Raw genomic sequence first — 23238 nt, forward strand, 5'->3', positions numbered from 1 at the left:
CCCCGATGGCACCCCCGCACTAGGGTCGAGGCGTGAGCAGCGCAGCCCCCACGGCCCCCGACGCCGCCCCCGGTCAGGCCCCCCGCGCGCAGGCCCCGGCCCCGACCGGTGCCCGGTGGGCGCGGCTGCGGCGGGCCGCCGCGCGGCACCGGTACGACCTGCTGGTGGGGCTGCTCTGCACCGCCCTCGCGGGGTGGCTCACCCACGGGCTGTGGCCGGACCCGTCCGGCCGGGTGCTGGCGCTCAACCCGGCCGACCAGGCCCTCTACGAGTGGTTCCTGGCCGTCGACGCGCGGGCCCTGCTCGGCGACTTCGGCCTGCTCAGCGACCGGCTCAACGCCCCGGACGGGGTGAACATGATGGCCAACACGACGGTCATCGCGCTCGGCGTCCTCTTCGCCCCGGTGACCCTGCTGCTCGGTGCGCCGGTCACGTTCGCCCTGCTCGCCGGGCTCAACCTCGCCGGCACCGCCATGGCCTGGTACCTGCTCTTCACCCGGCTCCTGCGGGCCCACCCGGCGGCGGCCGCGCTCGGCGCCGGGCTCTGCGGCTTCGGCCCCGGGATGGTCGCGCAGACCAACAGCCACCTGCACATGACCGCGCAGTGGCTGGTGCCGGTGATCGTCTGGCTGGTGGTCCGGCTGCTGCGCGCCGCCGACCCGCTGGCCGGGCCGGCCGCCCCGGGCCGCGCCGGGGGCCGCTCCCCGGGCCGCGCCGAAGGCGGCACCGGGGGCCGCGCCGACCAGCGGCGGATGCTCACCTCCGCCCTCGGCCTCGCCGCCGTGGTCTGCGTGCAGGTCTTCGTCGGCGAGGAGGTGCTGTTCCTCTGCGCGCTGACGCTGCTGGTGATGGCCGTCGCGTACGCCGTGGCCGACCGGGAGCTGCTGCGTCGGGCGTTGCCCGGCTTCGCCGGGGGGATGCTGCTGGCCACCGGGCTGGCCCTGATCGTGCTGGCGTACCCGCTGTGGTTCCAGTTCGCCGGGCCGCTGGGCGTCGCCGACGGGATGTTCAGCCCGGCGTACTTCTCCGCCGACCTGCGCAGCTGGTGGAGCCGCTCCCCGCTGTCGATCCTCGGCGACGACGCCGCCGCCGGGCTCACCACCGGCCCGGCGGAGTACAACGCGTTCCTCGGCTGGCCGCTGCTGCTGGTGACCCTGGGCTGCGCGGTCTGGCTGGGCCGCCGCCCGCTGGTGCTCGCCTGCGCGGCCGGCGCGCTGGCCATGGGGGCGCTCTCCCTCGGCCCGACCGTGATCCTCGACGGCCAACCGACCACCGTGGCCGGCCCGTACCGCCTCTTCGAGGGCCTGCCGGTGGTGGACGGGGCGCTACCGATGCGCTTCGCCCTGGCGGCGCTGCCCGCGCTCGCCACGCTGCTGGTGCTGGCGGTGGACCGGGCGCTGCGCGGCACCGGGATCGCCCGCCGGCTGGTCCCGGCGGCGGTCGGGGTGGCGCTGCTGCCGGTCGTCCCGGCGCCGCTGCCCACCGCCGACCGGCCGGCGCTGCCGCAGTTCGTCACCGCCGGGCACTGGCGGGAGTGCGTCCACCCCGGCGGGGTGCTGGTGCCGGTGCCCCTGCCCACCCCGCAGGAGCCCTGGCCGATGCGCTGGGCCACCGCCGCCGACGCGGCCTTCGGCCTGCCGGAGGGCTTCTTCATCGGCCCGTACGGGCGCGACGGCACCGCCGCCATGGGCACCTGGAAGCGGCCCACGTCGGCGCTGCTCACGGACGTGGGCCGCCACGGCGGCCGGCCCATCGTCGGCGAGGCGGAGCGCCGGCAGGCCGACCGGGACGCCGACCACTGGGGCGCGTCCTGCTTCGCCCTGGCCGAGGGCACCCCGCACGCCGAGGACCTGCGGGCCACCCTGGACCAGCTCTACGGCCCGGCCACCCGCGTCGCCGACGCCTGGGTCTGGCGGCACCGCGCCTGACGCGCGGTGCCGCGCCAGCTCAGCTGCGCGGGGCCGCCGGCAGGGAGGCCTCGACGAACTCCTCGCGCGGGTCGTGCAGCTGGCCGAGGGCGACCACCTCACGCTTGAGGAAGAACGCCAGCGTCCAGTCGACCAAAACCCGGACCTTGCGGTTGAACGACGGGATCCGGCTCATGTGGTACGTCCGGTGCATGAACCACGCCGGCAGGCCGGTCATCTTGATGCCGTAGACCTGCGCGACGCCCTTGTAGAGGCCGAGGCTGGCCACGCTGCCCGCGTGCTTGTGCTTGTACTGCACCGGCTCGCCGCCACGGATCACGTTGGCGATGTTGTCGGCCATCCGGGCGGCCTGGCGCACCGCGTGCTGGGCGCTCGGCGAGCAGAAGTTGCCCGGCTCCTTGGTCAGGTCCGGCACCGCCGCGCAGTCGCCGGCGCTCCACGCCCCCTCGACCACCCGGTCGCCGTCGACGACCTGGAGGGTGGGCAGGCAGGTGACCCGGCGGCGGTCGTCGCGGGGCAGGTCGGTGGCGTCCAGCATCGGCGACGGCTTCACGCCGGCCGTCCAGACGATGGTGTCGGAGCGGAAGCTCTCGCCGTCGGAGAGCTTGACCACCCCATCGACGCAGGACTCCAGGCGGGTGTCCAGCCGCAGGTCCATGTTGCGCTTGAGCAGCTGCTGCACCGTGTAGGCGCCCATGTCCCGGTCGACCTCGGGCAGCACCCGCTGGGTCGCCTCGACCAGCACCCAGCGCATGTCCTCCGGCTTGAGCTCCGGGTAGTACCGCAGGGCGTCGCGGGCCATGTCCTCCATCTCGGCCAGCGCCTCGATGCCCGCGTACCCGCCGCCGACGAAGGTGAAGGTCAACGCGCTGCGCCGGACCTCCGGGTCCGGGGTGGCCGCCGCCACGTCCAGCCGGTCCAGCACGTGGTTGCGCAGGTAGATCGCCTCACCGATGGTCTTGAAGCCGATGCCCCGCTCCAGCAGCCCGGGGATCGGCAGCGTCCGGGAGACCGCGCCGGGGGCCACGATCACGTGGTCGTAGGCGAACTCCGTGGCCGGGCCGCTGATCGGCTGCACCGTGGCCACCTTGCGGCCGTGCTCGATCCGGGTGACCGTGCCCGCGACCACCCGGCACTTGCGCAACTCCCGGCGCAGCGGCACCACGGAGTGCCGGGGCGAGATGTTGCCCGCCGCCGCCTCCGGCAGGAACGGCTGGTAGGTCATGTGGGGCTGCGGGTCGACGACGACGACCTCGGCCTCACGCGAGGAGAGCTTCTTCGACAGGCGCAGGGCGGCGTAGAGACCGACGTGCCCGGCACCGACGACAAGGATCCGCTTCGGATTCACGTCGTCTATCTTTCCCCGGCCGGCTCGGCTAATCCCGTCCGAGACCCTCTTCTGTGATGGAGCACAACCGCTGTGAACTGCGCGACGTGTCCGCCGTCGGCGCTATTTGCGACGTATCAGCCAAGCCAGCAGCGCGCTGAGCGCCACCGCGACCAGCAGCCCCACCACGGTCAGGGCGAGCAGGCCGCGGTCCCCGCCGACGGCGGAGACCTGCACCAGGAGCACCCCGAACACCGCCGAGGCCCCCAGCACCCCACCGGCGCGGGTGAGCCAGCGCACGATCAGCTCCGGGTCCACCACCGCGTCGTACGGCAGCAGGGCGGCCAGCGCGCAGAGCGAGTGGGTTAGGTAGAGGGCCGCCGCCACGGCCAGCAGCCGCCACAACGCGATCGGCCGGTCGTACCCCTCGGTGGCCAGCAGCCAGCCGCCCACGGTGACCAGGGCGGCGAAGGTCGGCCAGACCCGGCGCGGCCCGATCGCCGGCAGCAGCGCCACCAGCGCCAGCGCGGCCAGCGGCCGACCGATGAGCAACTGCACCGGGTACGCCAGCAGCAGGCCGACCAGCACCGTGCCGAAGATCCCGGCGCGGACCAGCAGCGGGGCCAGGCTCACCCGCAGCACCGCCGTCCGCACCGAGCGGGCGCGGTTGGTCACCACCTCGACCGGATTCACCCGTTCCGCCCTCCCGTCCCCGCCGTGGCCGCCGCGTGCCCACCCGGTCGCGCCGTCCCGGGCCGACCCACCGTCGTCGCGGCCGTCACCGGCCACGCGCCCGAGGTGCGGAGGCCAGCCGGGAGACGTCCCGCAGGACCTGGTCGAGGCTGCCCGCGCCGGCCCACGCGACCACCGGCACCCCGTGCTCACGAAGCTGACTGATCATCGTGGCCCGGTCCAGCCGCCACAGCCGGAAGGCCACCTCCGCCCAGCCCCGACCCCGGCCAGGGGGCGCGATGTCGGTCGGCAGGGTGTCCACCGCCACCACGAACCGCCCGGAGCGGGCCATCCGGGCCAGCATCTGCGCGGACCGCTCGTCCAGCAGCGGGGTGAGCACCACCACCAGCGCGTCCGAGGAGAGCACCTGCGGGCCGAAGACCTGGTCGTACGGCTCGTGCGGGGACGCCTCGGCCCGCACGTCGAGCAGCCACTCCAAGAGCGTGAGGTACTGCCGGCGGCCGGAGGCCGGGCGCAGCCGGCGGGCCGCCGGACCGTACTCCAGCATCGCCACCCGGTCGCCCCGGTGCAGGTAGTGCTCGCCGATCGCGGCGGCGGCCCGGACCGTGGTGTCCAGCACCGACGCGGCCCCGCCGACCCCGCCGGAGCGCCCGGCCTCGGCCAGCACGTCCAGCAGGATCACCACCTCGGCGTCGCGGTCCGACAGGGTGGCCGCGACGTGCAGCTGCCGGGCCCGCAGCGACACCCGCCAGTCGATGCGGCGCAGCCGGTCACCGGGGCCGAAGACGCGCACCCCGGCCAGTTCGCCGCCCTCGCCGGGGCGGCGGGAGTGGTGCGCGCCGACCAGGCCGGCCGCCCGGGGCATCGCCTCCACCGCCTCGAACGGCTCCGTCCTCGGGTACACCCCCACGCTGACCCGCTCGGTGAGCACCGACCGGGAGACCAGCAGGCCACCGGCGGCGGCCACCCGGGCACCGGCCGGGCCGACCGGGTGCCGGCCCCAGCGCCGGGCCTTACCGGTGAGCTCCAGGTCCACGGCGGTGCCGGTGTCGACGACCGTCACGAAGGGCCGGTCCACCCCGGTGCGGGACAGGTCCACCCGGGCCCCGCCGACCTGGGCGCGCTCGACCAGCAGCCAGGGCGAGACGCGGGTCCGCACCACCGCCACGTCGTAGCCCACCGTGTCCGGGTTGCCGATGCTCACCGAGCCGGCGAAGTCGCCCCCCTCCACCAGGTGCTCGCCGTCGGCGGTGATCCAGAGCTGCGGGCCCGCGGTGGGCCGGCGGCGCAGCGCGTACGCGGTGCCCAGCGCGAACGGGGCGGCCAGCACCACCAGGTCGACCCGGCCCAGCAGCACCCCGGTGATCAGCAGCAGGCCGGTGAGCAGTACCGCCCGGCCGAGCGCCCAGGTCGGCGTCCAGCCCGCCGCCGGCTGCTGCCCCTCGGCCTCCGGCTGGTGGCCCTGCGGGTCCGGCACGGCCGTCAGCGCCCCGGCCGTCCGGCGGCGTGGCTGGGCAGCGCGCCGCTGGCCGGGGCCGGGGTCTGGTCGAGCACCTCACCGACGACGAAGGACGGGTCGACCCGGCGCAGCCACATCTCCGGGCGCAGCGTGATCCGGTGGGCCAGGGCCGGCACGGCCACCTCCTTGACGTCCTCCGGCACCACGAAGTCCCGGCCGGCGAAGACCGCCCGCACGCGGGCCAGCAGCAGCAGCGCCAGCGAGCCGCGCGGCGACGCCCCGACCAGCACCGACGGGTGCTCCCGGGTGGCGGCGGTCAACTGCACGATGTACCGGCCGACGGAGTCCTCCACCACCACGTCCTCCAGCGCGGCCTGCATGGCGAGCAGGGTGGCGGCGTCGACGACCGGCTTGATCTCCGCCTCCTCGCGACGACGGGCGATCCGGCGGCGCAGCACCTCCCACTCCTCGTCGTGGTCGGGGTAGCCGAACGACACCCGCAGCAGGAACCGGTCGAGCTGCGCCTCCGGCAGCGGGTACGTCCCCTCGTACTCGATGGGGTTGGCGGTGGCCAGCACGTGGAACGGCGGGTCCAGCCGGTATGTGACGCCCTCCACCGAGACCTGCTTCTCCTGCATCGCCTCCAGCAGCGCCGACTGGGTCTTCGGCGGCGTCCGGTTGATCTCGTCGGCGAGCAGCAGGTTGGTGAAGAGCGGGCCGGCGCGGAACGAGAAGTCGCCGCTGCGCTGGTCGTACAGGAACGAGCCGGTGACGTCGGCGGGGAGCAGGTCGGGGGTGAACTGCAGGCGGCGGAAGTCCAGCCCGAGGGCCTGGGCGAAGCAGCGGGCGGTCAGCGTCTTGCCCAGGCCGGGCAGGTCCTCCAGCAGCACGTGGCCGCCGGCCAGGATGCCGGCGAGGACCAACTCCAGCGCGTCCCGCTTGCCGACCACGACCGAGCCGACCGCGTCCAGCACCGATCTGGCCAGGCGGCCGACCTCGGCGGCGGAGACCGTGCGGTCCACGTCCTTCATCAGATCTTCTCCAGTTCGGCGACGATCGCCGCGAGCGTGCGCGGCGACGGGGTACGGCGGGGCGGGGTGTCGAGGAACGTCGAGAGCTGCTCCCCCAGCAGGGCACGGGCGCGGGCCGGGTCGGACTCGCGGGTCACGCCGTGGCGCTGGCGCAGCCGCTCGTCGGCCAGCTCGCCCAGGCGGGGCAGGATGCGGCCGGCGAAGCGCTCGGGGTTGCCCGCCGACCAGTCCAGCGGCCGTTCCCAGCCGTTGATCGCGGCGCGCAGCGCGTCCCGGGCGGCCCAGTGGTACTGGCCGTCCTCCTCGCCGGCGGGCATCGCGGCCCCGGACCGCGGGCGCGGCGGCGGGGTGAGCGCGGTGGTGACCCGGCGGACGGCCAGCAGCGCCAGGACCCCGGCGACGACCACCCAGAGCGAGACCTGCAGACCGACTGTGCGCAGCCCGACCAGCACCACCGCGGTCAGCGCCCCGGCCGAGGCGAGGGCCTTCAACACCCCCCGGACCCGGCTGCCCCGGGCGGCGCCCGCCTGGATGGGCTGCTCCTCCTCGAAGGTGAGCAGGTCGTCGATGCTGGCGCTCACGCCGACGCCTCCTCGGCCGGGCGGGCGGCCACGGCGGTCAGCTCGCCGCGCAGCCGGCCCAGCGCGGCCCGCGCCTGGTCGCGGGTGCGCTCGTCGACCGGGCGGGTGGCGTACCGGGCCTCGCGGTAGACATGGGCGAACTCGGCCAGCACGTCGGCGCTGGCGATCGCCGGCACCCCGGCGGCGGGGTCGCCGCGCAGCAGGCGGGTGACCAGGTCGGTGGGGGTATCCCCGGTCCGCCGGGCCACGCCGACCGCCTCCGCGGCCTCCTCCAGCCGCACCCAGCAGGCGATCACTGCGGTACGCGGGTCGACGTCGGCGTCGTCCAGCTCGACCAGGCCGGCGTCGAGCGCGGCGACGACCTCGCGGGCGGTCCCCTGGGCGCTGCGCCGGGCCCGGCCGGCGGGCAACGCCCGGGTGGTGCGCCGGGCCACCCCCCGGATCAGGGTCCAGGCCAGGTAGCCCAGCGCCACGGCGATGGCGAGGCCGAGCAGGACCACCGCCACGGTGCCGAGCCATTCGGGGATGTGCGCCTGGGTCGGCTCGCCCGCGTCGCGCGGCTCGACCGGGATCGAGGGCGGCGGCTGCACCGACGGGTACTCCGGCACGTACGGGATGTTCTCGCCGGCGGGCGGGATGCGGCTGGCGCCCAGCGTCGAATGGCCGGCGGCGAGGGCCGCAGCGGCCAGCAGGGCGCTCACCGCCCCGATCGGCCACCACCTGCGCAGCACGCTGAGGTCCACTGCCACCGCCCCACGCCGTCAGTCCACTCCGGCCATCTGCTTCGCCCGGGAGAGCACGTCGTCCAGCATTCCCGGCGTCAGCCGCCCGGTGAAGGTGTTCTGCTGGCTGACGTGGTAACACCCCAGCAGTGCCGGTGCGGCCGTGCCGGACCAGTGTGCCCCATGGCCGAACGTCGGTCGCGGGCTGGGCGGGCGGATGTCGTACACCTGCCGAAGGGTCGGCCACCACGCGGCCCAGGCGAACGCGCCGAGCGCCACCACCACCCGCAGGGTGGGCTGGATCAATGTGACCTCGCGGTGCAGCCACGGCGCGCAGGTGTCCCGCTCCGCCGGGGTGGGCTTGTTCTCCGGCGGGGCGCAGCGCACGGCCGCGAAGATCCGGGTGGCGCGCAGGGCGAGCCCGTCGTCGGCGGCGACGCTGGTGGGCTGGTTGGCCAGCCCGGCCCGGTGCAGCGCGGCGAAGAGCACGTCGCCGGAGCGGTCCCCGGTGAAGATCCGCCCGGTGCGGTTGCCGCCGTGCGCGGCGGGGGCCAGGCCGAGGATCCCGATCCGCGCGTCGGCCGGGCCGAAGCCGGGCACCGGCCGGCCCCGGTACTCCTGGTCGCGGAACGCCGCCCGCCGCGTCCGGGCGACCTCCTCGCGCCAGTCGACCAGGCGTGGGCAGGCGAAGCAGTCGACGACCGCGCCGTCGAGGTCGGCGAGGTCGGTCGCCCGCGCGGCGCGGGCGACCACCTCGACGGGGGTACGGGCCTCAGCCAAGCTTCGCTCGGAACAGCTCGAGGGTGCGGGCCCAGGCGCTGGCCGAGGCCCGCTGGTCGAAGGCCTCCGGCCGGTCGTCGTCGAAGAAGGAGTGCGCGGTGCCCGGGTAGTCGTGCAGGGCGCAACTGCCGCCGGCCGCCTCGATCGCCCTCCGGGCGGCCTGCACCCCCTCGGCGGCGGAGGCGCCGTCCGCCTCCGCGCAGTGGACGACCGCGCTCTTGCCGGCGTAGTCGTTCCACTCGGGGCGCATCCGCGCCCAGGGGAGCACGGGGTAGAAGCCGACCGTGGCGACGATCCGGTCGGAGCTGGTGGCCGACCAGAGCGCCAGGCTGCCCCCGGCGCGGAACCCGACGCAGCCGAGCTTGCCGGCGACCTCGGAGCGGCCGGCGAGGTAGTCGGCGGCGGCGGCGATCTCGGCCGCCGCCTCGTCCATCCGTGCCGCCGTCATCGTCGTCTCGTCGATGGCCTCGGCCGGCGCGCCGTGGCCGAGATCCGGTGCGAGGGCGACGAACCCGGCCTCGGCGAACCGATCCGCCACGCCGGTGATGTGCGGGACGAGATTCCAACGCTCCGCGATGACGATGACCGCCGGGTTGGTCGCACCGCCCGAGGGTATCGCGAGATAACCCGCGCTCGTCGCACCGTCGCGGCGGTAGCTCACCGTCTCGCCCATGGCCGTCCTCCTAGCGGTCAGTCATCGTTGGCTGTTCGCGCTGTTACCTGGCGGTAGCCTGCCATGCGGCGGGCGGCTCGGGGAAGACGCGCGGAGAGTGGCATTCACCTCCCGTTCACGGGGATTCGCCGGAGCCCGTCGCCCCCTGCCCGGCCCATCGGCGTCGGCGGCAGCCGGATCCGGCCGGGTCAGCCCCGGGGGGCCAGGCAGAGCAGGTACCCGGTCCCGTCGGCCGGGACGCTGCTGTAGGTGTAGTAGGCGCCGCCCCGGGCGACGAAGGGCTCGCACTGCCGGCCGTCACGGGCCTGCTGCTCGCTCTGCCCGTCGAGCCGCCCGACCACGTCATAGGCGGCCTCCGGGGAGGAGCAGTCGACCACCTGCGCCGTCGCCGCCCGGCGCTGCCCGCTGTCGGCGACGTCGGGCAGGCGGCCCAGGCAGTCCCCCACCGCAGCGGAGGCCGTCCGGTCGGGCGTCAGCAGCCGGCCCGCCACGTCGTACCGCAGCCCGAGCACGACCAGCGCCCCCACCAGCACGGCCACCCCGCCGAGCACGGTCAGCATCCGCGCCAGCGGGCTCCAGCCACCGGCCTCGGGGTCGCCGCCGTCGGGGTCGGCGGTGTCGTCGGGGTCGCTGTCGCCGTCCGGCGCGCTGCCGGCAGCGCCGTCGTCAGCACCGCCGCCCCGCCGGTCGCCGTCGGCGTCTCCGGTCGTCGGGGCATCCGCCGGCGATGCCGTGCCGGTCTCCGCCGACCCCCCGATGGCGGTCTCGGTCTCGGCCGGATCGAGGGTGCTGACCTGCTTGTCCACGTACTGTCCTTCCGGGGCGCTTAAACAGCGCAAACCTAGCGACGAGCCATCCCTCGCGCTGCCCCCTCGGACGTGACGTCCGTCCCTGATGGATCGCGACACGACACCTAGCGCGCCACCGGAGTCCGGTGGCGCGCTCGGTGTCGTCGGTCTTTCAGCGGCCGTCGAGGACGGGCGGGGTGTCGGCCGCGCCGGCCTTCCAGTCCATGTCGTCCTCGGTCAGCCAGGTGCTCCGGCTCGCCGTCTCGTCGTCGGCCGCGCCGTGCCCGGGGGCACCGCCACCGAGCACCCCGGGGCGCATCGTCCCGGCCGCACCCGGACGACCGCCAGCCGAACGGCCGCCGGCCGCCGACCGGTCACCCGCGCCCGGCCGGTTCGCGTCGACCCGGCTGGTGCTGGTCGCGGCCCGACCGTCCATCCCCGCACCAGCGGCGGCGGGACGGCCCACCGGGGCGGAACCGGACCCGCCGGCCCCGGCGGCCAGCGCGGCCGTACCGAGCACCCCGCCGATCGGCACCGCCGTCGAGAAGCCCGACTTCGGGCTGGCGCTGGCGGTCTTGCCGCCCCGGGCCGCGCTGGCGACCACTCCGCCGGCACCGGCGGCCCACCCGCCGAGCAGCGTGCCGGCACCCAGCGCGCCGGTCCCGGCCAGCGAGGTGCCCGAGTCGGTGGTGGGGATCGGGTCGGCGAAGTGCTGTTCGACCGGCTCTCCCAACGGCTCGTCCTCGATGAACGAGGCATGGATCCCGCCGGTCGGCTTGTCGATCCCGCTGGTGCCGGTGTGCGCCGGGGCACCGCCGCCGGGCAGCTTGCCGGGGGCGTTCGCGCCCGGCCCGCCCTGCGGAGCGGCTGAGTCGTCGCTCACCCCGCCCGGAGTGCCGGGCGGGGGCGGCTCCGGCGGGACCCACCGGTCGAAGGCCGAGACGTCGTAGCTGGCGGCCAGCTCGGCCACCACCTTCACCATCCGCTGGTGCGCCTTCTCCTTCTCCTCCTCGTCCTGCTGGTGTCCGGCGATTCCGCCGACGACGGCACCGACCGGGCCCAGGAGCGAACCCGCTGCGGCACCGCCGATGGCCTTGTCGTGGTCGTCGGTCTCGTCCGGGCTCTCGGCTTCCTTCTTCGCCGAGCGCAGCGGACCCGACATCAGCGACAGTCCCTGGTGGACCGCGCCCATTCCCTTGGCCAGGCTGCCGGAATACTGCACCACCAGGCTGACCCGCTGCTGGAACTCGTCGCCGGCGTCGCTGACCCAGCTCTGCCGCAGGGCGCTGAGATCCTTGCGCAGGGCACGGCCGAGCTCGTCGACGGTGTCCTTCAGGGAGCTCCACTCGGCGGCGAGGGTGTCGATCTGCTCCGGCCGGCCCGCCTGCACACCCTGGTAGAGCTGCTCGTGGCTGACCGGCTGGTAGCGCTGCACGTACTCGTCAGACACGGGGGCTCCCTTCCAGAGCGAGCGGATCGTCGATGCCACCGAGCACGCGGGCGATGTCGTCGGCGTTGGCCGCGTTGCGCGCCTCGGTCGTGCGGTAGTTGTCGAGGATCTTCTGCGTCGCCTCTTGGACCGCCAGCAGCGACTTCCGGAGACGGGTGACCCGGTCGACGTAGCGGTCGTGCAGGGCGGTGTACTGCTGGGTGTTGCTCACCGCGTCCTTGAACGAGCCGAGCGCGGGCGGGCGGCACTGCAGTTCGGTGTTGAGCTTCTTGAGCAGGTGGTCGGCCTCGGTGATCCGGGCGGCCAGCCGCTGATGGAAATCCTCCAAGGACAGTACGTCGACGCTGGTCTTCGCACCCATTAGCATCCCCGTGGTCGTCGTGGCACTGGTCGCGGGCTTCAGACTAATGGAACCGCGCAAGCCCGGCGACCCGGCGATCGATCAACTGCCGGCCCCACCCGACGTTCCGTCCACATTGGGCGCGGCTGGTCCTTCCGGACCGGGCTGGCCGGACGCGGTCGGCCCGGGTCCGGCTGGTCCGGCGCTTCCCGTCGGCTCCGGCCCGCCGCTCGACGCCGGCCCGGGAGAGCCCGACGGAACGGGTTGCCCGGACCGCGCGGCGGCCGGCGAGCCGGGGTCGAAGTAGTTGCGCGCGGCCTCCGGCTCCAGGGTCGGCCCCGTCGGGATCAGCGCCAGCAGCGACGCCGGGACGGCCAGCGGAGTGACCCCGCCGTAGCCCAGGGCCGCCGCCGCGTCGCCCGAGCGGGTGCCGAGCGGGTAGCGGACGCCCTGCGAGGTGATCAGGTAGACGGTGGAGGCGGTCGTCGACTGCCCGCCCTCGCCGACACCGGGCATGGCCTTCACCAGGGCGCCCTTGCCGCCCGGCACGACCACCCGCTCGGCGGTGCGGACGCTGTCCCGCCCGTTCTGGCGTACCTCGATCGAGCCGGGCGCGGTCGGCGACAGCTCCGGCGGCGTCCGGTCGAAGACCTCGATCGTCGTCGTCGGAGGGCCGCCCGCCGAGCCCGCCCGGTACGTCGCGCAGACCGACGCCCGCCCCGGCCCCGCCTGGCGCACCTCCGGCAGCTTCTGCGGAATGCCCTCGTCCTCGATGCGCTTCTCGCTGAGCACCCGGCCCGCCTGCTCGGGGGTGATGTCCTTGACCCCGCCGCCGTCGCGCCGCAGCAGCAGCGCGGTGATCTCACCGATCGACACCAGGCCGTCGCGCGTCAGCACGTAGTGCTGGTCGGCGGCGCGGAAGATCTGCCCGACCCAGGCCGGCCCGGTGCCGACCGAGAGCTGGCTGCGCTCCTTGTCGCCGGGGATGAAGGGCTCCTTCAGCCGCGGCCCGGCCGGCACCGCGTTGATCAACTGCTGGCCGACCTCGATCGGGCGGACCGAGGCCATCTTCAGCGCGGCGATCGCCGTGCCGCCGCCGAGCACCTGCATCCGGGTGTTGCCGGCCAGCAGGTACCGCTGCTCGCCGACCGCCACCAGCAGCGCCTGGTCGCCCAGCGCCGAGCCGCCGGAGAGGGCCTGGTCGATCACCAGCCGGGTGGCCGACCGGCGCGGGTCCACCGGGTCCGGGGTGTTGCAGACCGACCACGGTAGACCGACCAGCGCCGACCGGTCGGGCAGGTCGTCGGGGGCGCCGACGATGCCCACCGTCCGGCCCCGGGGCCGCTGGAGGATGGACGCCTGCGACATCGACCGCACCGCCGGGGTCTCCTCGCCGAGGATCAGCCGGGCCGAGGCGTAGTTCAGCGTCGGATACAGCCGGCCGTCGACGAAGACGTAGGTCGCCCCGGTCTCCTTCTCGATCACGAGGGTGTTCGCCTCCAATGGGGATCCACCCTTGGTGACCAGGCCGTACACCCCCGCTCCCGCGAGGACGAGGGTCGCGACCATGGCGCTGCCGAAGATCGCCAGGCCCAGCCGCCGCATCGGCAGATCGGTGGTCTCCGGATCGCCCGACAGCAACGCCGAGACGATGCGGCGGGTGACGAACCGGTACGCCTGAACCTGGTCACGGCGGGTCCGCATGCACTACCTCCGGCGGGGTGAGGGGTTCCGGGACGAACGGCTCGGCCGGGCGTCTCGGGTTTCTCTACGATAAGGGGCCCCCGGCGACCCGCCGCCCGCCGCCCGGCGGCGGACGCCGGGCGAACCCGCCCATCGACGTCGGGCGGCCCCGTCCAGAGGAGGAAGCTCAGCGATGACCCAGATTCAGGCGACCCGCGGTCGCGAGGTGGTCGCGCCGGCCGGTGCACGGGTCGACCGGCGTCGCCGGGGCCGGCTCGGCCCGGTGGCCGTCGGCCAGCTCGTCGTCCTCGAGGTCGGCGTGTTGGCGGTGGGCGCGGCCTCGGACAAGCCGATCTGGGTGGTCGGCGCCGTCGGCGCGCTGGCGCTGATCGTGGTGCTGGCGACCTTCGCCCGGCGGGGCGGCCGCTGGTGGTACGAGGATCTGGCCCTGCGCCGCCGACTCAAGCGGCGCGGCCACGCGGCCCGCCGGGCCGCCCTCTCCCCCGGCGCGGCCGACCCACGGCTGGCCGCGCTGGCCCCGCAGCTGACCATCGACGGGTTCGACGACCGGGGCAACCGGCTGGGCCTGGGGCAGGACGACCAGGGCTGGTTCGTCGCCTGCGTGGTGACCGCTGCGGACGGATCCGCCGGCCCGCTGCCCGGCGCGGCGATCGACGAGGTGGTGCGGGTGCTGGCCGGCTTCACCGGGCCGGCCTCGTTCACGCAGGTGGTCGCGCGGAGCCTGGTCTGGTACCCGAATCCCGCCGCGCCGGCCGCCTTCCGCCGCGACGTCTGGGTGGCCGCCCGGCTCTCCGCCACCGACGCCCGGACCGAGGCGGTGAACCGGGGCGGGGGGCTCGACGGCGTCCGCCGGACCATGGCGGCGGTCGCCGGCCGGCTCGGCAAGGCGCTGACCACCGCCGGGCTGTCCTACCGGATGCTCGACCCGGACGAGTTGTCGGCGGCCGTGTTCACCGCCGCGGGGCTCGAGGTGACCGCCCAGTCACAGGTGGAGGGCTGGACGGGCCTCGCGGGCAGCGGCTGGACCCAGTGCTGCCTGGAGCTGCGCAACCGGCCGGGCGCGCCGGTCGGCGGGCTCACCGACGCGGTGACCGCGATCCCGGTGCTGTCGCACACCGTCTCCGTGCTGGTCGCGGCAGGCGGTCGGGTGGGTGCGCCCCTGCTGCGCCTCGCCGCCCCGGAGAACCGGCTGGCCGACCAACTGGCGCGGGTGCAGGACGTGGCCCAGCGGTACTCGTACGTGGCCCGGCGGCTCGACGGGCGACACGGGCCGGCGGTCTACGCCTGCGCGCCGGTCGCGGTGGCGGGCACCACGACCGGCACGCCGGCACTCGTCACGGGTTGATGTTGGCGATCCAGCCGTAGAGGCCGCAGACCCAGGCGGCCAGCGGCACCACCGCGACGATCAGCAGGATCTCCAGGATGTCCAGGACGCGGCCCCAGACCGGGGAGATGTTCTTGCCGGCCACGGTCAGCCCGTAGACCAGGCTGATCACCGCCATCAGCGCCAGCCCGCCGAGCAGCGCCCCCAGGCGCAGCAGCACCGGCAGCCCGGTGAAGACCGCCGCCGTGGCCAGCGCCAGGCCGACGGAGCCGGCCAGCAGCACCGGGGTCCGCTGCGCCCGGCTGGCCAGCGGCCGGGCGCGCAGCAGGAGCAGCAGGGCCAGCACCGCGCAGAGCAGCACGGCCGGCAGCCGACCGTCGAGGGCGAGGACCACCTCTCCACCGAGGACGATGACCGAGACCGTCCAGAGCAGGCCGGTGAGGAACTGGTCGGCCCGGTCGCTGAGGGAGAGCAGTTGCCGGCTGTCGAAGGTCTCGTCGTCGGACTTCAGGTCCTCCGGGCCGGTCGGGATGGAGGGGATCGGCAAGCGGGCCAGCCGGTAGGCCGTCATCGGCAACGCGGGCAGCACCCCGAAGGCGATCGTCGTCAGCAGGGCGGCCGACGCGGCGGCGTCCACGCCGAAGGCGAGGCAGACCACCGCGGCCAGCCCGAGGGCGGCGCCGATCACCGTGGTGCCGAGGAACAGCGGCGCCCGGTCGCCCACCGCCAGCGCCGCCACCGCGCCGAACACGAGCAGCCCGGTGGCGGCCAGCAGCACGTGCGGGGTGCCCAGTTCGGTGAGCTGCCGGTCCCCGCCGAGCAGCAGCAGACCACCCGTCGCGGCGTACACCAGGCTCACCAGGGCCAGGGCGGAGCCCGTCGAGCTGTCCCCCATCGCCCGGGAGAGCACGGCCGCGGTGACCAGGGTGACGACCGCCAGCAGCAGGGCCACCAGCGCCCCCGGCAGGTGCGGCGGCCCCGCCAGGAGCGCCACGGCCGCGCCGCCGAGCAGCGCCGCCGAGGCGAACAGGACCGAGAACCGGCGGGTGGTGGCGAGCTGCCAGCCGCCCGGCCTCCGGTTGGTGGCGGTCGCCACCGCGTCCACCACGTCGTCGAAGACGACGTCCGGGGTCACCGCGTCGCGCGGGTTGAAGTACAGCACCTCGCCGTCGCGTACCCCGAGCTGCCCGGCCGTCTGCCCGCCGTCCAGCGGTGGGCCGCCCAGCCGGGCCAGGCTCCATCCACCGTGGACCACGCCCTGGTCGGCGAGGTCCTCGCCGGCGTACCGCAGCAGGGTGGGCAGCAGGTCGGCAAGGGGCACATCGGACGGTAGGGCGAGATCCATCCGGGTTCTCGGTGCCACGATGGTGACCCGGCTCAGTTCGCCGGTCCCCGTCATCGTCACCAGGGCCTCCCTTGCACTCGCTCGTAACCGGCGGTGGCCGGCGGACGGTGCCGCCGGGTCGCACCATGCCCACGGGAGATTACCTACGTCGGGCGGCACGTACGATGCCCCCTGACGGGTCCCGTCGGCGGATAGCCGGATGTCATGCGCGATCGGGGGAGTAACGACGTGAGTACGGTGGTCTTCCGACGGCCCCCACGACAGCCCGGCCCCGCGCTGCCGCGCGGCGAGGTGCTCCTGGAGACGCCGCCGGAGCTGCCGGAGCAGCTGCCCCGGGGGATGGGCCAGCTGCTGATGATCCTGCCGATGCTCTGCGGCGTCGGCGCGATGGCCTTCCTCTACGCCGGGCGCCAGGGCGGGACGATGACGTACGTCGCCGGCGGCCTCTTCGGCGTCTCGATGCTCGGCATGTTCGTCGGCTCCATGATGGGCAGCGGCGGCAACGAGAAGGCGGAGCTGAACGCCGAGCGGCGCGACTACATGCGGTACCTGACCCAGGTGCGCCGCAAGACCCGCCGGGCGGCGGAGCAGCAGCGGGCCGCGATGCGCTGGCGGCACCCCGAGCCGGACGCGCTCTGGTCCATCGCGGCCTCCCGGCGGCTCTGGGAACGCCGCACCACCGAGGACGACTTCGGTGAGGCCCGGATCGCCACCGGGGCGCAGCGGCTGGCCGTGGAGATCGTCCCGCCGGAGACCAAGCCGGTGGAGGACCTGGAGCCGATGAGCGCGGTCGCGCTGCGCCGCTTCGTGCGTACCCACTCGACCGTGCCGGAGCTGCCCACGGCGCTCTCGGTGCGGTCGTTCAGCCGGGTGGCGCTGCGCGGCGGGCGCGAGGCGGTGCTGGGGCTGACCCGGGCGATGCTGGCCCAGTTGGCGACGTTCCACGCCCCCGACGACCTGATCCTGGTGGTGGTCGCGGCGGCCGACCGGCACCCGGCCTGGGGCTGGGTCAAGTGGCTGCCGCACGCGCAGCACCACAGCCGCACCGACGCGGCCGGGTCGCGCCGGCTGGTCTTCGCCAGCCTCGCCGACGCCGAGCAGGCGCTGACCAACGAGTTGTCCGGCCGTCCCCGCTACAGCCGGGAGGCCAAGCCGTTCGCCAACGGGCCGCACGTGGTGGTGGTCCTGGACGGCGGCGAGGTCCCGGCGAGCTGCCAGTTGATCGGGGCCGGGCTGCTCGGCACCACCGTCATCGACCTCTCCGGCGTGGTGCCCCGCGACGTCGGCCGCTGGCTGATCTGCCTGGACGTCACCGACGGCACCGCGTTGCAGCTGGTACAGGGCAAGTCCACCTCGCCGCTGGGCCGCCCGGACCAGCTCGGCGCCGCCGCGGCGGAGGGGCTGGCCCGCCAGCTCTCGCCGTACCGGCTGTCCCGGCAGACGGTCAGCGAGGAGCCGCTGGCCCGCAGCACGGAGCTGCCCGACCTGTTGGGCATCGGCGACGCCGCCGCGGTGGACGTCCGGCGGACGTGGCAGCCCCGGTCGCAGCGCGAGCGGCTGCGCATCCCGCTCGGGCTCGGGCCGGACGGCAACGTGGTGGAGGTCGACTTCAAGGAGTCGGCCCACGAGGGCATGGGGCCGCACGGGCTGGTCATCGGCGCGACGGGTTCGGGCAAGAGCGAGCTGCTGCGCACCGTGGTGGCCGCCCTGGCGGTCACCCACTCGTCGGAGGAGCTCAACTTCGTCCTGGTCGACTTCAAGGGCGGGGCCACCTTCGCCTCCCTCGACGCCCTCCCGCACACCAGCGCCGTGATCACCAACCTGGCCGACGAGCTGCCGCTGGTCGACCGGATGCGCGACGCCCTCGCCGGTGAGATGAACCGCCGCCAGGAGGTGCTGCGCGCGGCGGGCAACTACATCTCGCGGTACGAGTACGAGAAGGCCCGCGCCGCCGGTGAGCCGCTGCCGGCGATGCCCAGCCTCATGATCATCTGCGACGAGTTCAGCGAGCTGTTGGCCGCCAAGCCGGACTTCATCGACCTCTTCGTGATGATCGGTCGGCTCGGTCGTTCGCTCGGCGTCCACCTCCTGCTGGCCAGCCAGCGGTTGGAGGAGGGCAAGCTGCGCGGGCTGGACACCCACCTGTCGTACCGGATCGGTCTGCGCACCTTCTCGGCGGTGGAGAGCCGGATCGTGCTCGGCGTGCCCGACGCCTACGAGCTGCCCAGCGCGCCCGGCCACGGGTACCTGAAGTCCGACACCTCCACCATGCTGCGGTTCCGGGCCGCCTACGTCTCCGGCCAGTACCGGGCGGCGGGTCGCCGCAGCGGCGCCAGCCAGGCCGCGCTGCAGCGCAGCATCGTGCCGTACGGGATCGACTTCGTGCCCGCCGAGCGGGTCGAGACCCCGACGCAGCCGGACGCGGCGCAGGAGCCGGCCGAGTCGGGCAAGGTCACCACCATGCTCGACGTGATCACCGAGCGGCTGCGGGGGCAGGGCACCCCGGCACACCAGGTGTGGCTGCCGCCACTGGGGGCCCCGCCCAGCCTGGGCGAGCTCTTCGGCCCGCTGACGACCGACCCGACGCTCGGGCTGACGGTGCCCGGCTGGCCGGGTCGCGGGCAGCTCACCGTGCCGGTCGGCGTGGTGGACCGGCCGTACGAGCAGCGCCGCGACGCGATGATGGTCGAGCTGGCCGGCTCCGGCGGCAACGTGGTGATCGTGGGTGCGCCGCTGAGCGGCAAGAGCACCATGCTGCGCTCGATGCTGGCGTCGCTGGCCCTCAGCCACACCCCCCGCGAGGTGCAGTTCTTCTGCCTCGACTTCGGTGGCGGGGCGCTGCGCAGCCTGATCCGGCTGCCGCACATGGCCGGCGTCGCGCGTCGCCGCGACACCGAGGCGGTCCGCCGGACGGTCGCCGAGGTGGTCTCCATCATCGACGAGCGCGAGGCGCGCTTCGCCCAGCACGGCATCGACTCGGTGGCCAGCTACCGTCGCCGCCGGGCCGCCGGCGAGTTCGCCGACGACCCGTTCGGCGACGTCTTCCTGGTCGTCGACGGCTGGCACATCCTGCGCCAGGAGTACGAGGAGCTGGAGCAGACCATCACCAACCTCGCCGGCCAGGGGCTCGGCTTCGGCGTGCACGTGGTGCTCACCGCCGCCCGCTGGGCGGAGATCCGCATCAACATGCGCGACCTGCTGGGCACGAAGCTGGAGCTGCGGCTGGGCGACCCGACCGAGTCCGAGATCGACCGGCGGGCGGCGGTCAACGTGCCGCCGAAGGCGCCCGGCCGGGGCCTGACCCCCAACAAGCTGCACTTCCTCGCCGCGGTGTCCCGGATCGACGGCAGCAACGCCATCGACGACCTGGCCGAGGCGTCGACCGCGCTGGCCGAGCAGGTCGCGGCGGCCTGGCCCTCGGCGCCCGCCCCGAAGGTGCGGCTGCTGCCCCGCAAGCTGCCGGTCACCGAGCTGGCCCGGCTGGTCGACCGCGCCGCGCCGGGCCTGCCGATCGGCGTCAACGAGTCGGCGCTGGCCCCGGTCTACCTGGACCTGGCCGGCGAGCCGCACCTGACCATCTTCGGCGACGCCGAGTGCGGCAAGACCAACCTGCTGCGCCTGATCGCCCGGGGCATCGTCGAGCGGTACACCCCGGCGCAGGCCCGGCTGGTGATCGCCGACTACCGCCGGGGCCTGCTCGGCGCCGTCGAGGGCGACCACCTGCTCGAGTTCGCCCCCTCCAACCAGGTCTTCGCCCAGGGGCTCGGGTCGATCCGCAGCGCGTTGCAGAACCGGCTGCCCGACGGCAACGTCACCACCGCCCAGCTGCGCGACCGGAGCTGGTGGCACGGGCCGGAGCTCTACATCCTGGTCGACGACTACGACCTGGTGGCCTCCGGCGGCAACAACCCCCTCAGCGCCCTGCACGAGCTGTTGCCGCAGGCCCGCGACATCGGCCTGCACCTGATCGTCACCCGCCGGGCCGGTGGGCTGGGGCGGGCCCTCTACGAGCCGGTCCTGCAACGCCTGCGGGAGCTGGACTCGCCGGGCCTCCTGATGTCCGGCAACCGCGAGGAGGGTGCGGTCTTCGGGACGCTGCGCCCGAGCCCGCAGCCGCCGGGCCGGGGCACCCTGGTCCGCCGGCGCGACGGTCAGCAGCTGATCCAGACCGCCTGGTCGGAGCCGTGATCGATCGCCCGGAGCCGGGACGACGTCGGGGCGGGCCCACCGCTTGGTGGACCCGCCCCGACATCACGATTCGCTTGGCACCGACCCCCGGCGTCGACTGACCGACGCTGTGGCGACGACTACTTCCGCCCCTTACCCTTCGGCTTCCGGTACACCCACCACCAACCGAGCGCAATAAGGAAAAACCAGAGAAGTCCCCACAGCCCCATGAGCAGCAGGTCGCCAAAACCCATTGGATCTCTCCCCGCCGCTTAGCGCCGGCCGTTGAAGCGGCTGGCCTGGACGATGGCATCGTTGACCGAGCGCGACTGGGCGGCGCTGCGACGGCGGCTACTTCCGCCGCGGGCCCTTGCCCTTCGGCTTCGAGTCGCGACGCCACCACCACCACATGACCCAGAGCAGCACCCACCCGACAAGGAGGTAGAGCACCACGAGCAGCCCTTCACCAAGCCCCATCGGAATCCTCTCCTCCGCCGGTCAGCGCCGGCCCTTGAAGCGGCTGGCCTGCACGATCGCGTCGTTGACCGACTGCGACACCGTCTCCAGCACGCCGTCCATGCTCTTACGCAAGTCCCGCGCCTCACCGAGCACGTCACCGAGGTCGTCACCGCCGAGCGTATCGGACATGGCCCGGGAGACCGCCTCCTGCAGGCCCTGCTGCGCGCCGTTGAACGCCTCGGTGATCAGCTCGGCGAGGGTGTAGGAGTCCAGCCGCATGGCCCGGGGGTTGATCTCCAACTCCCGGAGCGTGCCGTCCGCGCCGAGCTCGACGGCGACCATTCCGTCCTCGGTGGCGTGGCGGCTGGTGACCTCGGCGAGCAGGGTCTCCACCTCTGACAACTGCTGCATCCGCTGCTCGCTGTCGCGCAGGATGCGCTCCAGGTCCGCCACGTTCGGGTCGCTCATCTCAGACTCTCCGCTGTCGCTGGTGGTGGTTCACGTCAGCCGCCCTGGACCTCGAAGCGCCGCGGCGCCTCGTAGTCGATCCGGATCTGCTCGAAGTCGGGCGCGCTGGGGATGCTCTTGTTCCGCGAGCTCACGTTGATCCACCCGTAGGCGACGGCGGCGAACATCGCCGCCACGGCCGCCGTCAGGCTGCTGAGCAGGACGGCGATCTTGGCGGAGAGCGCGGCCAGGACCGCCCCGACCCCCTCGATCGCCACCCGTGCGGCGGCCGAGGTGTACGGGATGAACAGGAGCACCAGCAGGCCGAGCAGGATGGCCAGGCAGGCCCCGGCGAACGCGATCAGCGCAACGAACGACACCACGTAGGCGTTGGAGACCATCTCCAGCGTGCCCGCGATGTCGCCCACCGAGCTCTTGAACTGCTCGATCTCGCCCTTGAAGTTGGTGATGGAGGCGGCGAACGCGTCCTTGTCGTCGGCCGTCCAGTCGTCGCCCTTGCCGAGCGCGCCGTCCAGGTGGTTGGCGAACGTGCCGAGATCGTTCGCCATCTCCTTCCAGGCCGTCGCCGCATCGGACATCTCGAACGGATTGGCCGCCATGCTGCCCACCGCGACCACCGCGATGAGGGCGGCCTTCGCGATCTTCGCGTTCGCCTCGACCATCGCCTTGACGGCCGCGAACATCACGGCGTTGCCCACGCTGACCATGCTCAGTCCCCGTTCCTTCTGCTAGCTCGTCACCACGGTGTTGGCGTCCTCCGCCTTGATCCAGGTCTCCCGCGCGGTGGCCAGCTCGTCGAGGTAGTCCTGGACGCTCTCGCGGAGCTCGTCGAGCGCGGTCGCGGCCTTCTCCCGGGTGTCCCCGTAGGTCAGGGCGAGCGCAGTGCCGATCACGCCGAAGTGTGGAAAGGGAATCTCGGTGTCCGGAAGCTTGGCCTTGATCGCGTCGATTCCGTTCGGCCCGGAAAGGGCGTTCTTCTGGAGATGTTCCCGAATCGCCTCGATCGCTTCGGACGAGATGTGCTTGCTAACCATCCGGGATCAGCGCTCCTTCGTCGACGGGCCACGGGCGACATCCGGCCGAACTGTAGCAAAGACGCTCGTCGGCGCCGGGCCCCGCGTGATCGACGAACCGACTGTCCCACAACACGTTGCCGGGTCACGTCCGCACGCACTGTCTTCCTGCGGTTACCGACCGCCCACAGTGGTATCGCGCCGCCCTGGACGCATCGACTCAGGACTGCGTGGGTTGGACCTCGTGGGTTACCGTCAGGACGAAAGTTTCCGTCGGTGGGGTGTGACCGCTTCACCGCGGGGGAATCGCGGCGCGTCAGCCGCCACAAAAGACGGAAGGGTGTGAAGCATGGCGTTCGAGGTCGAAGCTGGAACCCTGCATACCGCCGCAGGTGACGTACGGTCCACGCGCAGCGAGGTCGACGGCGAGCTCAAGAAGCTGTGGGGCGTGGTCGACGACCTCGCCATCGCGTGGAAGGGCTCGGCGTCCACGGGCTTCCAGCAGCTGATGCAGCGTTGGAACGAGGACACCAGCAAGCTGCTGACGGCGATGGACAACATCGCCGACCTGCTCGACAAGTCGGGCACCACGCACCAGGTGAACGACGAAGAGCAGCAGCAGATGCTGGACAAGTTCCACTCTGCCCTCAACCCGTGACCGTAGGCGACAGCAGAGGAAGACATCGTGACGATCAAGGTTGACTACGCGGTCCTCGAGGCCAGCAACGCGCAGATGCAGAGCATCTCGAAGACCATCGACGGCAAGCTCGACACGCTCCGGCAGATGCTGTCCAAGCTCCAGTGGGACGGTGAGGACCGGGCCGCCTACGAGCAGCATCAGACCCAGTGGGACACCGCCGTGCGGGACATCAACAAGATCCTGAACGAGATCGGCGGCGCGGTGGGCATCGCCCGCGAGAACTACGTCTCCACCGAGATGAGCAACTCGAAGATGTGGGGCTGAGATAATCGCCAGAACGGCTCCG

General features: G+C 73.9%; 22 protein-coding genes. 5 read left to right on the plus strand and 17 right to left on the minus strand.

What is annotated here, in order from left to right; genetic code table 11:
- Positions 1-32 precede the first annotated feature (32 nt).
- Positions 33-1928 carry a hypothetical protein gene (locus tag ACLQ2V_RS04685; RefSeq protein ID WP_425717116.1) on the plus strand — a complete coding sequence of 632 codons (1896 nt, stop codon included), beginning with the start codon at positions 33-35 and terminating at the stop codon, positions 1926-1928.
- A gap of 19 nt (positions 1929-1947) precedes the next feature.
- Here ACLQ2V_RS04685 and ACLQ2V_RS04690 read toward each other — a convergent pair whose 3' ends face one another.
- The 12 genes from ACLQ2V_RS04690 to eccB all read right to left on the minus strand — a co-directional run bounded on the left by ACLQ2V_RS04690 (position 1948) and on the right by eccB (position 13476).
- Complete coding sequence (locus ACLQ2V_RS04690) at positions 1948-3276, minus strand: NAD(P)/FAD-dependent oxidoreductase (protein ID WP_425717117.1); 1329 nt, start codon at positions 3274-3276, stop codon at positions 1948-1950.
- A gap of 102 nt (positions 3277-3378) precedes the next feature.
- Entirely contained in the window at positions 3379-3948 is a 570-nt protein-coding gene (locus ACLQ2V_RS04695; protein ID WP_425717118.1) for a hypothetical protein, read from the minus strand.
- Between the two features lie 85 nt (positions 3949-4033).
- On the minus strand, positions 4034-5434 hold the full coding sequence (locus tag ACLQ2V_RS04700) for a DUF58 domain-containing protein (protein WP_425717721.1): 1401 nt from the start codon (positions 5432-5434) through the stop codon (positions 4034-4036).
- Positions 5431-6438, minus strand: a complete 1008-nt coding sequence (locus tag ACLQ2V_RS04705) for an AAA family ATPase (protein WP_425717119.1) — start codon at positions 6436-6438, stop codon at positions 5431-5433. The genes ACLQ2V_RS04700 and ACLQ2V_RS04705 overlap by 4 nt, the downstream gene beginning before the upstream one ends.
- Entirely contained in the window at positions 6438-7019 is a 582-nt protein-coding gene (locus ACLQ2V_RS04710; protein ID WP_425717120.1) for a hypothetical protein, read from the minus strand. The genes ACLQ2V_RS04705 and ACLQ2V_RS04710 overlap by 1 nt, the downstream gene beginning before the upstream one ends.
- Complete coding sequence (locus ACLQ2V_RS04715; RefSeq protein WP_425717121.1) at positions 7016-7768, minus strand: DUF4129 domain-containing protein; 753 nt, start codon at positions 7766-7768, stop codon at positions 7016-7018. The genes ACLQ2V_RS04710 and ACLQ2V_RS04715 overlap by 4 nt, the downstream gene beginning before the upstream one ends.
- A gap of 12 nt (positions 7769-7780) precedes the next feature.
- On the minus strand, positions 7781-8494 hold the full coding sequence (locus ACLQ2V_RS04720; protein WP_425717722.1) for a uracil-DNA glycosylase: 714 nt from the start codon (positions 8492-8494) through the stop codon (positions 7781-7783).
- Between the two features lie 19 nt (positions 8495-8513).
- Complete coding sequence (locus ACLQ2V_RS04725) at positions 8514-9194, minus strand: dienelactone hydrolase family protein (RefSeq protein ID WP_425717122.1); 681 nt, start codon at positions 9192-9194, stop codon at positions 8514-8516.
- Between the two features lie 188 nt (positions 9195-9382).
- Entirely contained in the window at positions 9383-10000 is a 618-nt protein-coding gene (locus ACLQ2V_RS04730) for an LppU/SCO3897 family protein (protein WP_425717123.1), read from the minus strand.
- A 154-nt stretch (positions 10001-10154) separates the two neighbouring features.
- Positions 10155-11432, minus strand: a complete 1278-nt coding sequence (locus ACLQ2V_RS04735) for a WXG100 family type VII secretion target (RefSeq protein ID WP_425717124.1) — start codon at positions 11430-11432, stop codon at positions 10155-10157.
- Positions 11425-11793, minus strand: a complete 369-nt coding sequence (locus ACLQ2V_RS04740; RefSeq protein ID WP_425717125.1) for a hypothetical protein — start codon at positions 11791-11793, stop codon at positions 11425-11427. The genes ACLQ2V_RS04735 and ACLQ2V_RS04740 overlap by 8 nt, the downstream gene beginning before the upstream one ends.
- Positions 11794-11874: 81 nt before the next feature.
- On the minus strand, positions 11875-13476 hold the full coding sequence (gene eccB / locus ACLQ2V_RS04745; RefSeq protein WP_425717126.1) for a type VII secretion protein EccB: 1602 nt from the start codon (positions 13474-13476) through the stop codon (positions 11875-11877).
- Positions 13477-13648: 172 nt separating this feature from the next.
- On the opposite strand from eccB, the gene ACLQ2V_RS04750 reads away from it, so the two are divergent.
- A complete protein-coding gene (locus tag ACLQ2V_RS04750) occupies positions 13649-14821 on the plus strand; it encodes a type VII secretion protein EccE (RefSeq protein WP_425717127.1) in 1173 nt (390 codons plus the stop codon).
- Here ACLQ2V_RS04750 and eccD read toward each other — a convergent pair.
- Positions 14811-16199, minus strand: coding sequence for a type VII secretion integral membrane protein EccD (gene eccD, locus ACLQ2V_RS04755; protein ID WP_425717723.1), 1389 nt, complete (start codon positions 16197-16199; stop codon positions 14811-14813). The two genes, ACLQ2V_RS04750 and eccD, sit on opposite strands and share 11 nt — an antisense overlap.
- Positions 16200-16373: 174 nt before the next feature.
- On the opposite strand from eccD, the gene eccCa reads away from it, so the two are divergent.
- Entirely contained in the window at positions 16374-20333 is a 3960-nt protein-coding gene (eccCa, locus tag ACLQ2V_RS04760; protein ID WP_425717128.1) for a type VII secretion protein EccCa, read from the plus strand.
- Positions 20334-20663: 330 nt separating this feature from the next.
- Here eccCa and ACLQ2V_RS04765 read toward each other — a convergent pair whose 3' ends face one another.
- From ACLQ2V_RS04765 to ACLQ2V_RS04780, 4 genes are read right to left on the minus strand one after another with little or no spacing between them, the layout of a single operon-like run.
- Entirely contained in the window at positions 20664-20789 is a 126-nt protein-coding gene (locus ACLQ2V_RS04765; RefSeq protein WP_425717129.1) for a hypothetical protein, read from the minus strand.
- Between the two features lie 21 nt (positions 20790-20810).
- Positions 20811-21239, minus strand: a complete 429-nt coding sequence (locus tag ACLQ2V_RS04770) for a YbaB/EbfC family nucleoid-associated protein (protein ID WP_425717130.1) — start codon at positions 21237-21239, stop codon at positions 20811-20813.
- A 35-nt stretch (positions 21240-21274) separates the two neighbouring features.
- Positions 21275-21937 (minus strand): WXG100 family type VII secretion target, encoded by a 663-nt coding sequence (locus ACLQ2V_RS04775; protein ID WP_425717131.1) that lies wholly within the window; start codon positions 21935-21937, stop codon positions 21275-21277.
- 30 nt (positions 21938-21967) lie between these two features.
- Positions 21968-22273, minus strand: a complete 306-nt coding sequence (locus tag ACLQ2V_RS04780; RefSeq protein ID WP_425717132.1) for a hypothetical protein — start codon at positions 22271-22273, stop codon at positions 21968-21970.
- A gap of 328 nt (positions 22274-22601) precedes the next feature.
- Here ACLQ2V_RS04780 and ACLQ2V_RS04785 point away from each other — a divergent pair, with 328 nt between their 5' ends.
- Entirely contained in the window at positions 22602-22910 is a 309-nt protein-coding gene (locus ACLQ2V_RS04785; protein ID WP_320065900.1) for a WXG100 family type VII secretion target, read from the plus strand.
- Between the two features lie 27 nt (positions 22911-22937).
- The gene (locus ACLQ2V_RS04790; RefSeq protein ID WP_425717133.1) at positions 22938-23216 is read left to right on the plus strand and encodes a WXG100 family type VII secretion target; all 279 of its coding nucleotides are present in this window, start codon (positions 22938-22940) and stop codon (positions 23214-23216) included.
- Positions 23217-23238: the final 22 nt, after the last annotated feature.

Source organism: Micromonospora sp. DT233 (assembly GCF_049841815.1).
Taxonomy (GTDB): Bacteria; Actinomycetota; Actinomycetes; order Mycobacteriales; family Micromonosporaceae; genus Micromonospora.

Excerpts from the sequence above, each read along its gene's own strand:
- ACLQ2V_RS04705 (WP_425717119.1), bottom strand. The coding sequence starts at position 6,438 with ATGAAGGACGTGGACCGCACGGTCTCCGCCGCCGAGGTCGGCCGCCTG.
- ACLQ2V_RS04725 (WP_425717122.1), bottom strand. The coding sequence starts at position 9,194 with ATGGGCGAGACGGTGAGCTACCGCCGCGACGGTGCGACGAGCGCGGGT.
- ACLQ2V_RS04740 (WP_425717125.1), bottom strand. The coding sequence starts at position 11,793 with ATGGGTGCGAAGACCAGCGTCGACGTACTGTCCTTGGAGGATTTCCAT.
- eccB (WP_425717126.1), bottom strand. The coding sequence starts at position 13,476 with ATGCGGACCCGCCGTGACCAGGTTCAGGCGTACCGGTTCGTCACCCGC.
- ACLQ2V_RS04750 (WP_425717127.1), top strand. The coding sequence starts at position 13,649 with ATGACCCAGATTCAGGCGACCCGCGGTCGCGAGGTGGTCGCGCCGGCC.
- eccD (WP_425717723.1), bottom strand. The coding sequence starts at position 16,199 with ATGACGGGGACCGGCGAACTGAGCCGGGTCACCATCGTGGCACCGAGA.
- ACLQ2V_RS04765 (WP_425717129.1), bottom strand. The coding sequence starts at position 20,789 with ATGGGGCTTGGTGAAGGGCTGCTCGTGGTGCTCTACCTCCTTGTCGGG.
- ACLQ2V_RS04770 (WP_425717130.1), bottom strand. The coding sequence starts at position 21,239 with ATGAGCGACCCGAACGTGGCGGACCTGGAGCGCATCCTGCGCGACAGC.
- ACLQ2V_RS04780 (WP_425717132.1), bottom strand. The coding sequence starts at position 22,273 with ATGGTTAGCAAGCACATCTCGTCCGAAGCGATCGAGGCGATTCGGGAA.
- ACLQ2V_RS04785 (WP_320065900.1), top strand. The coding sequence starts at position 22,602 with ATGGCGTTCGAGGTCGAAGCTGGAACCCTGCATACCGCCGCAGGTGAC.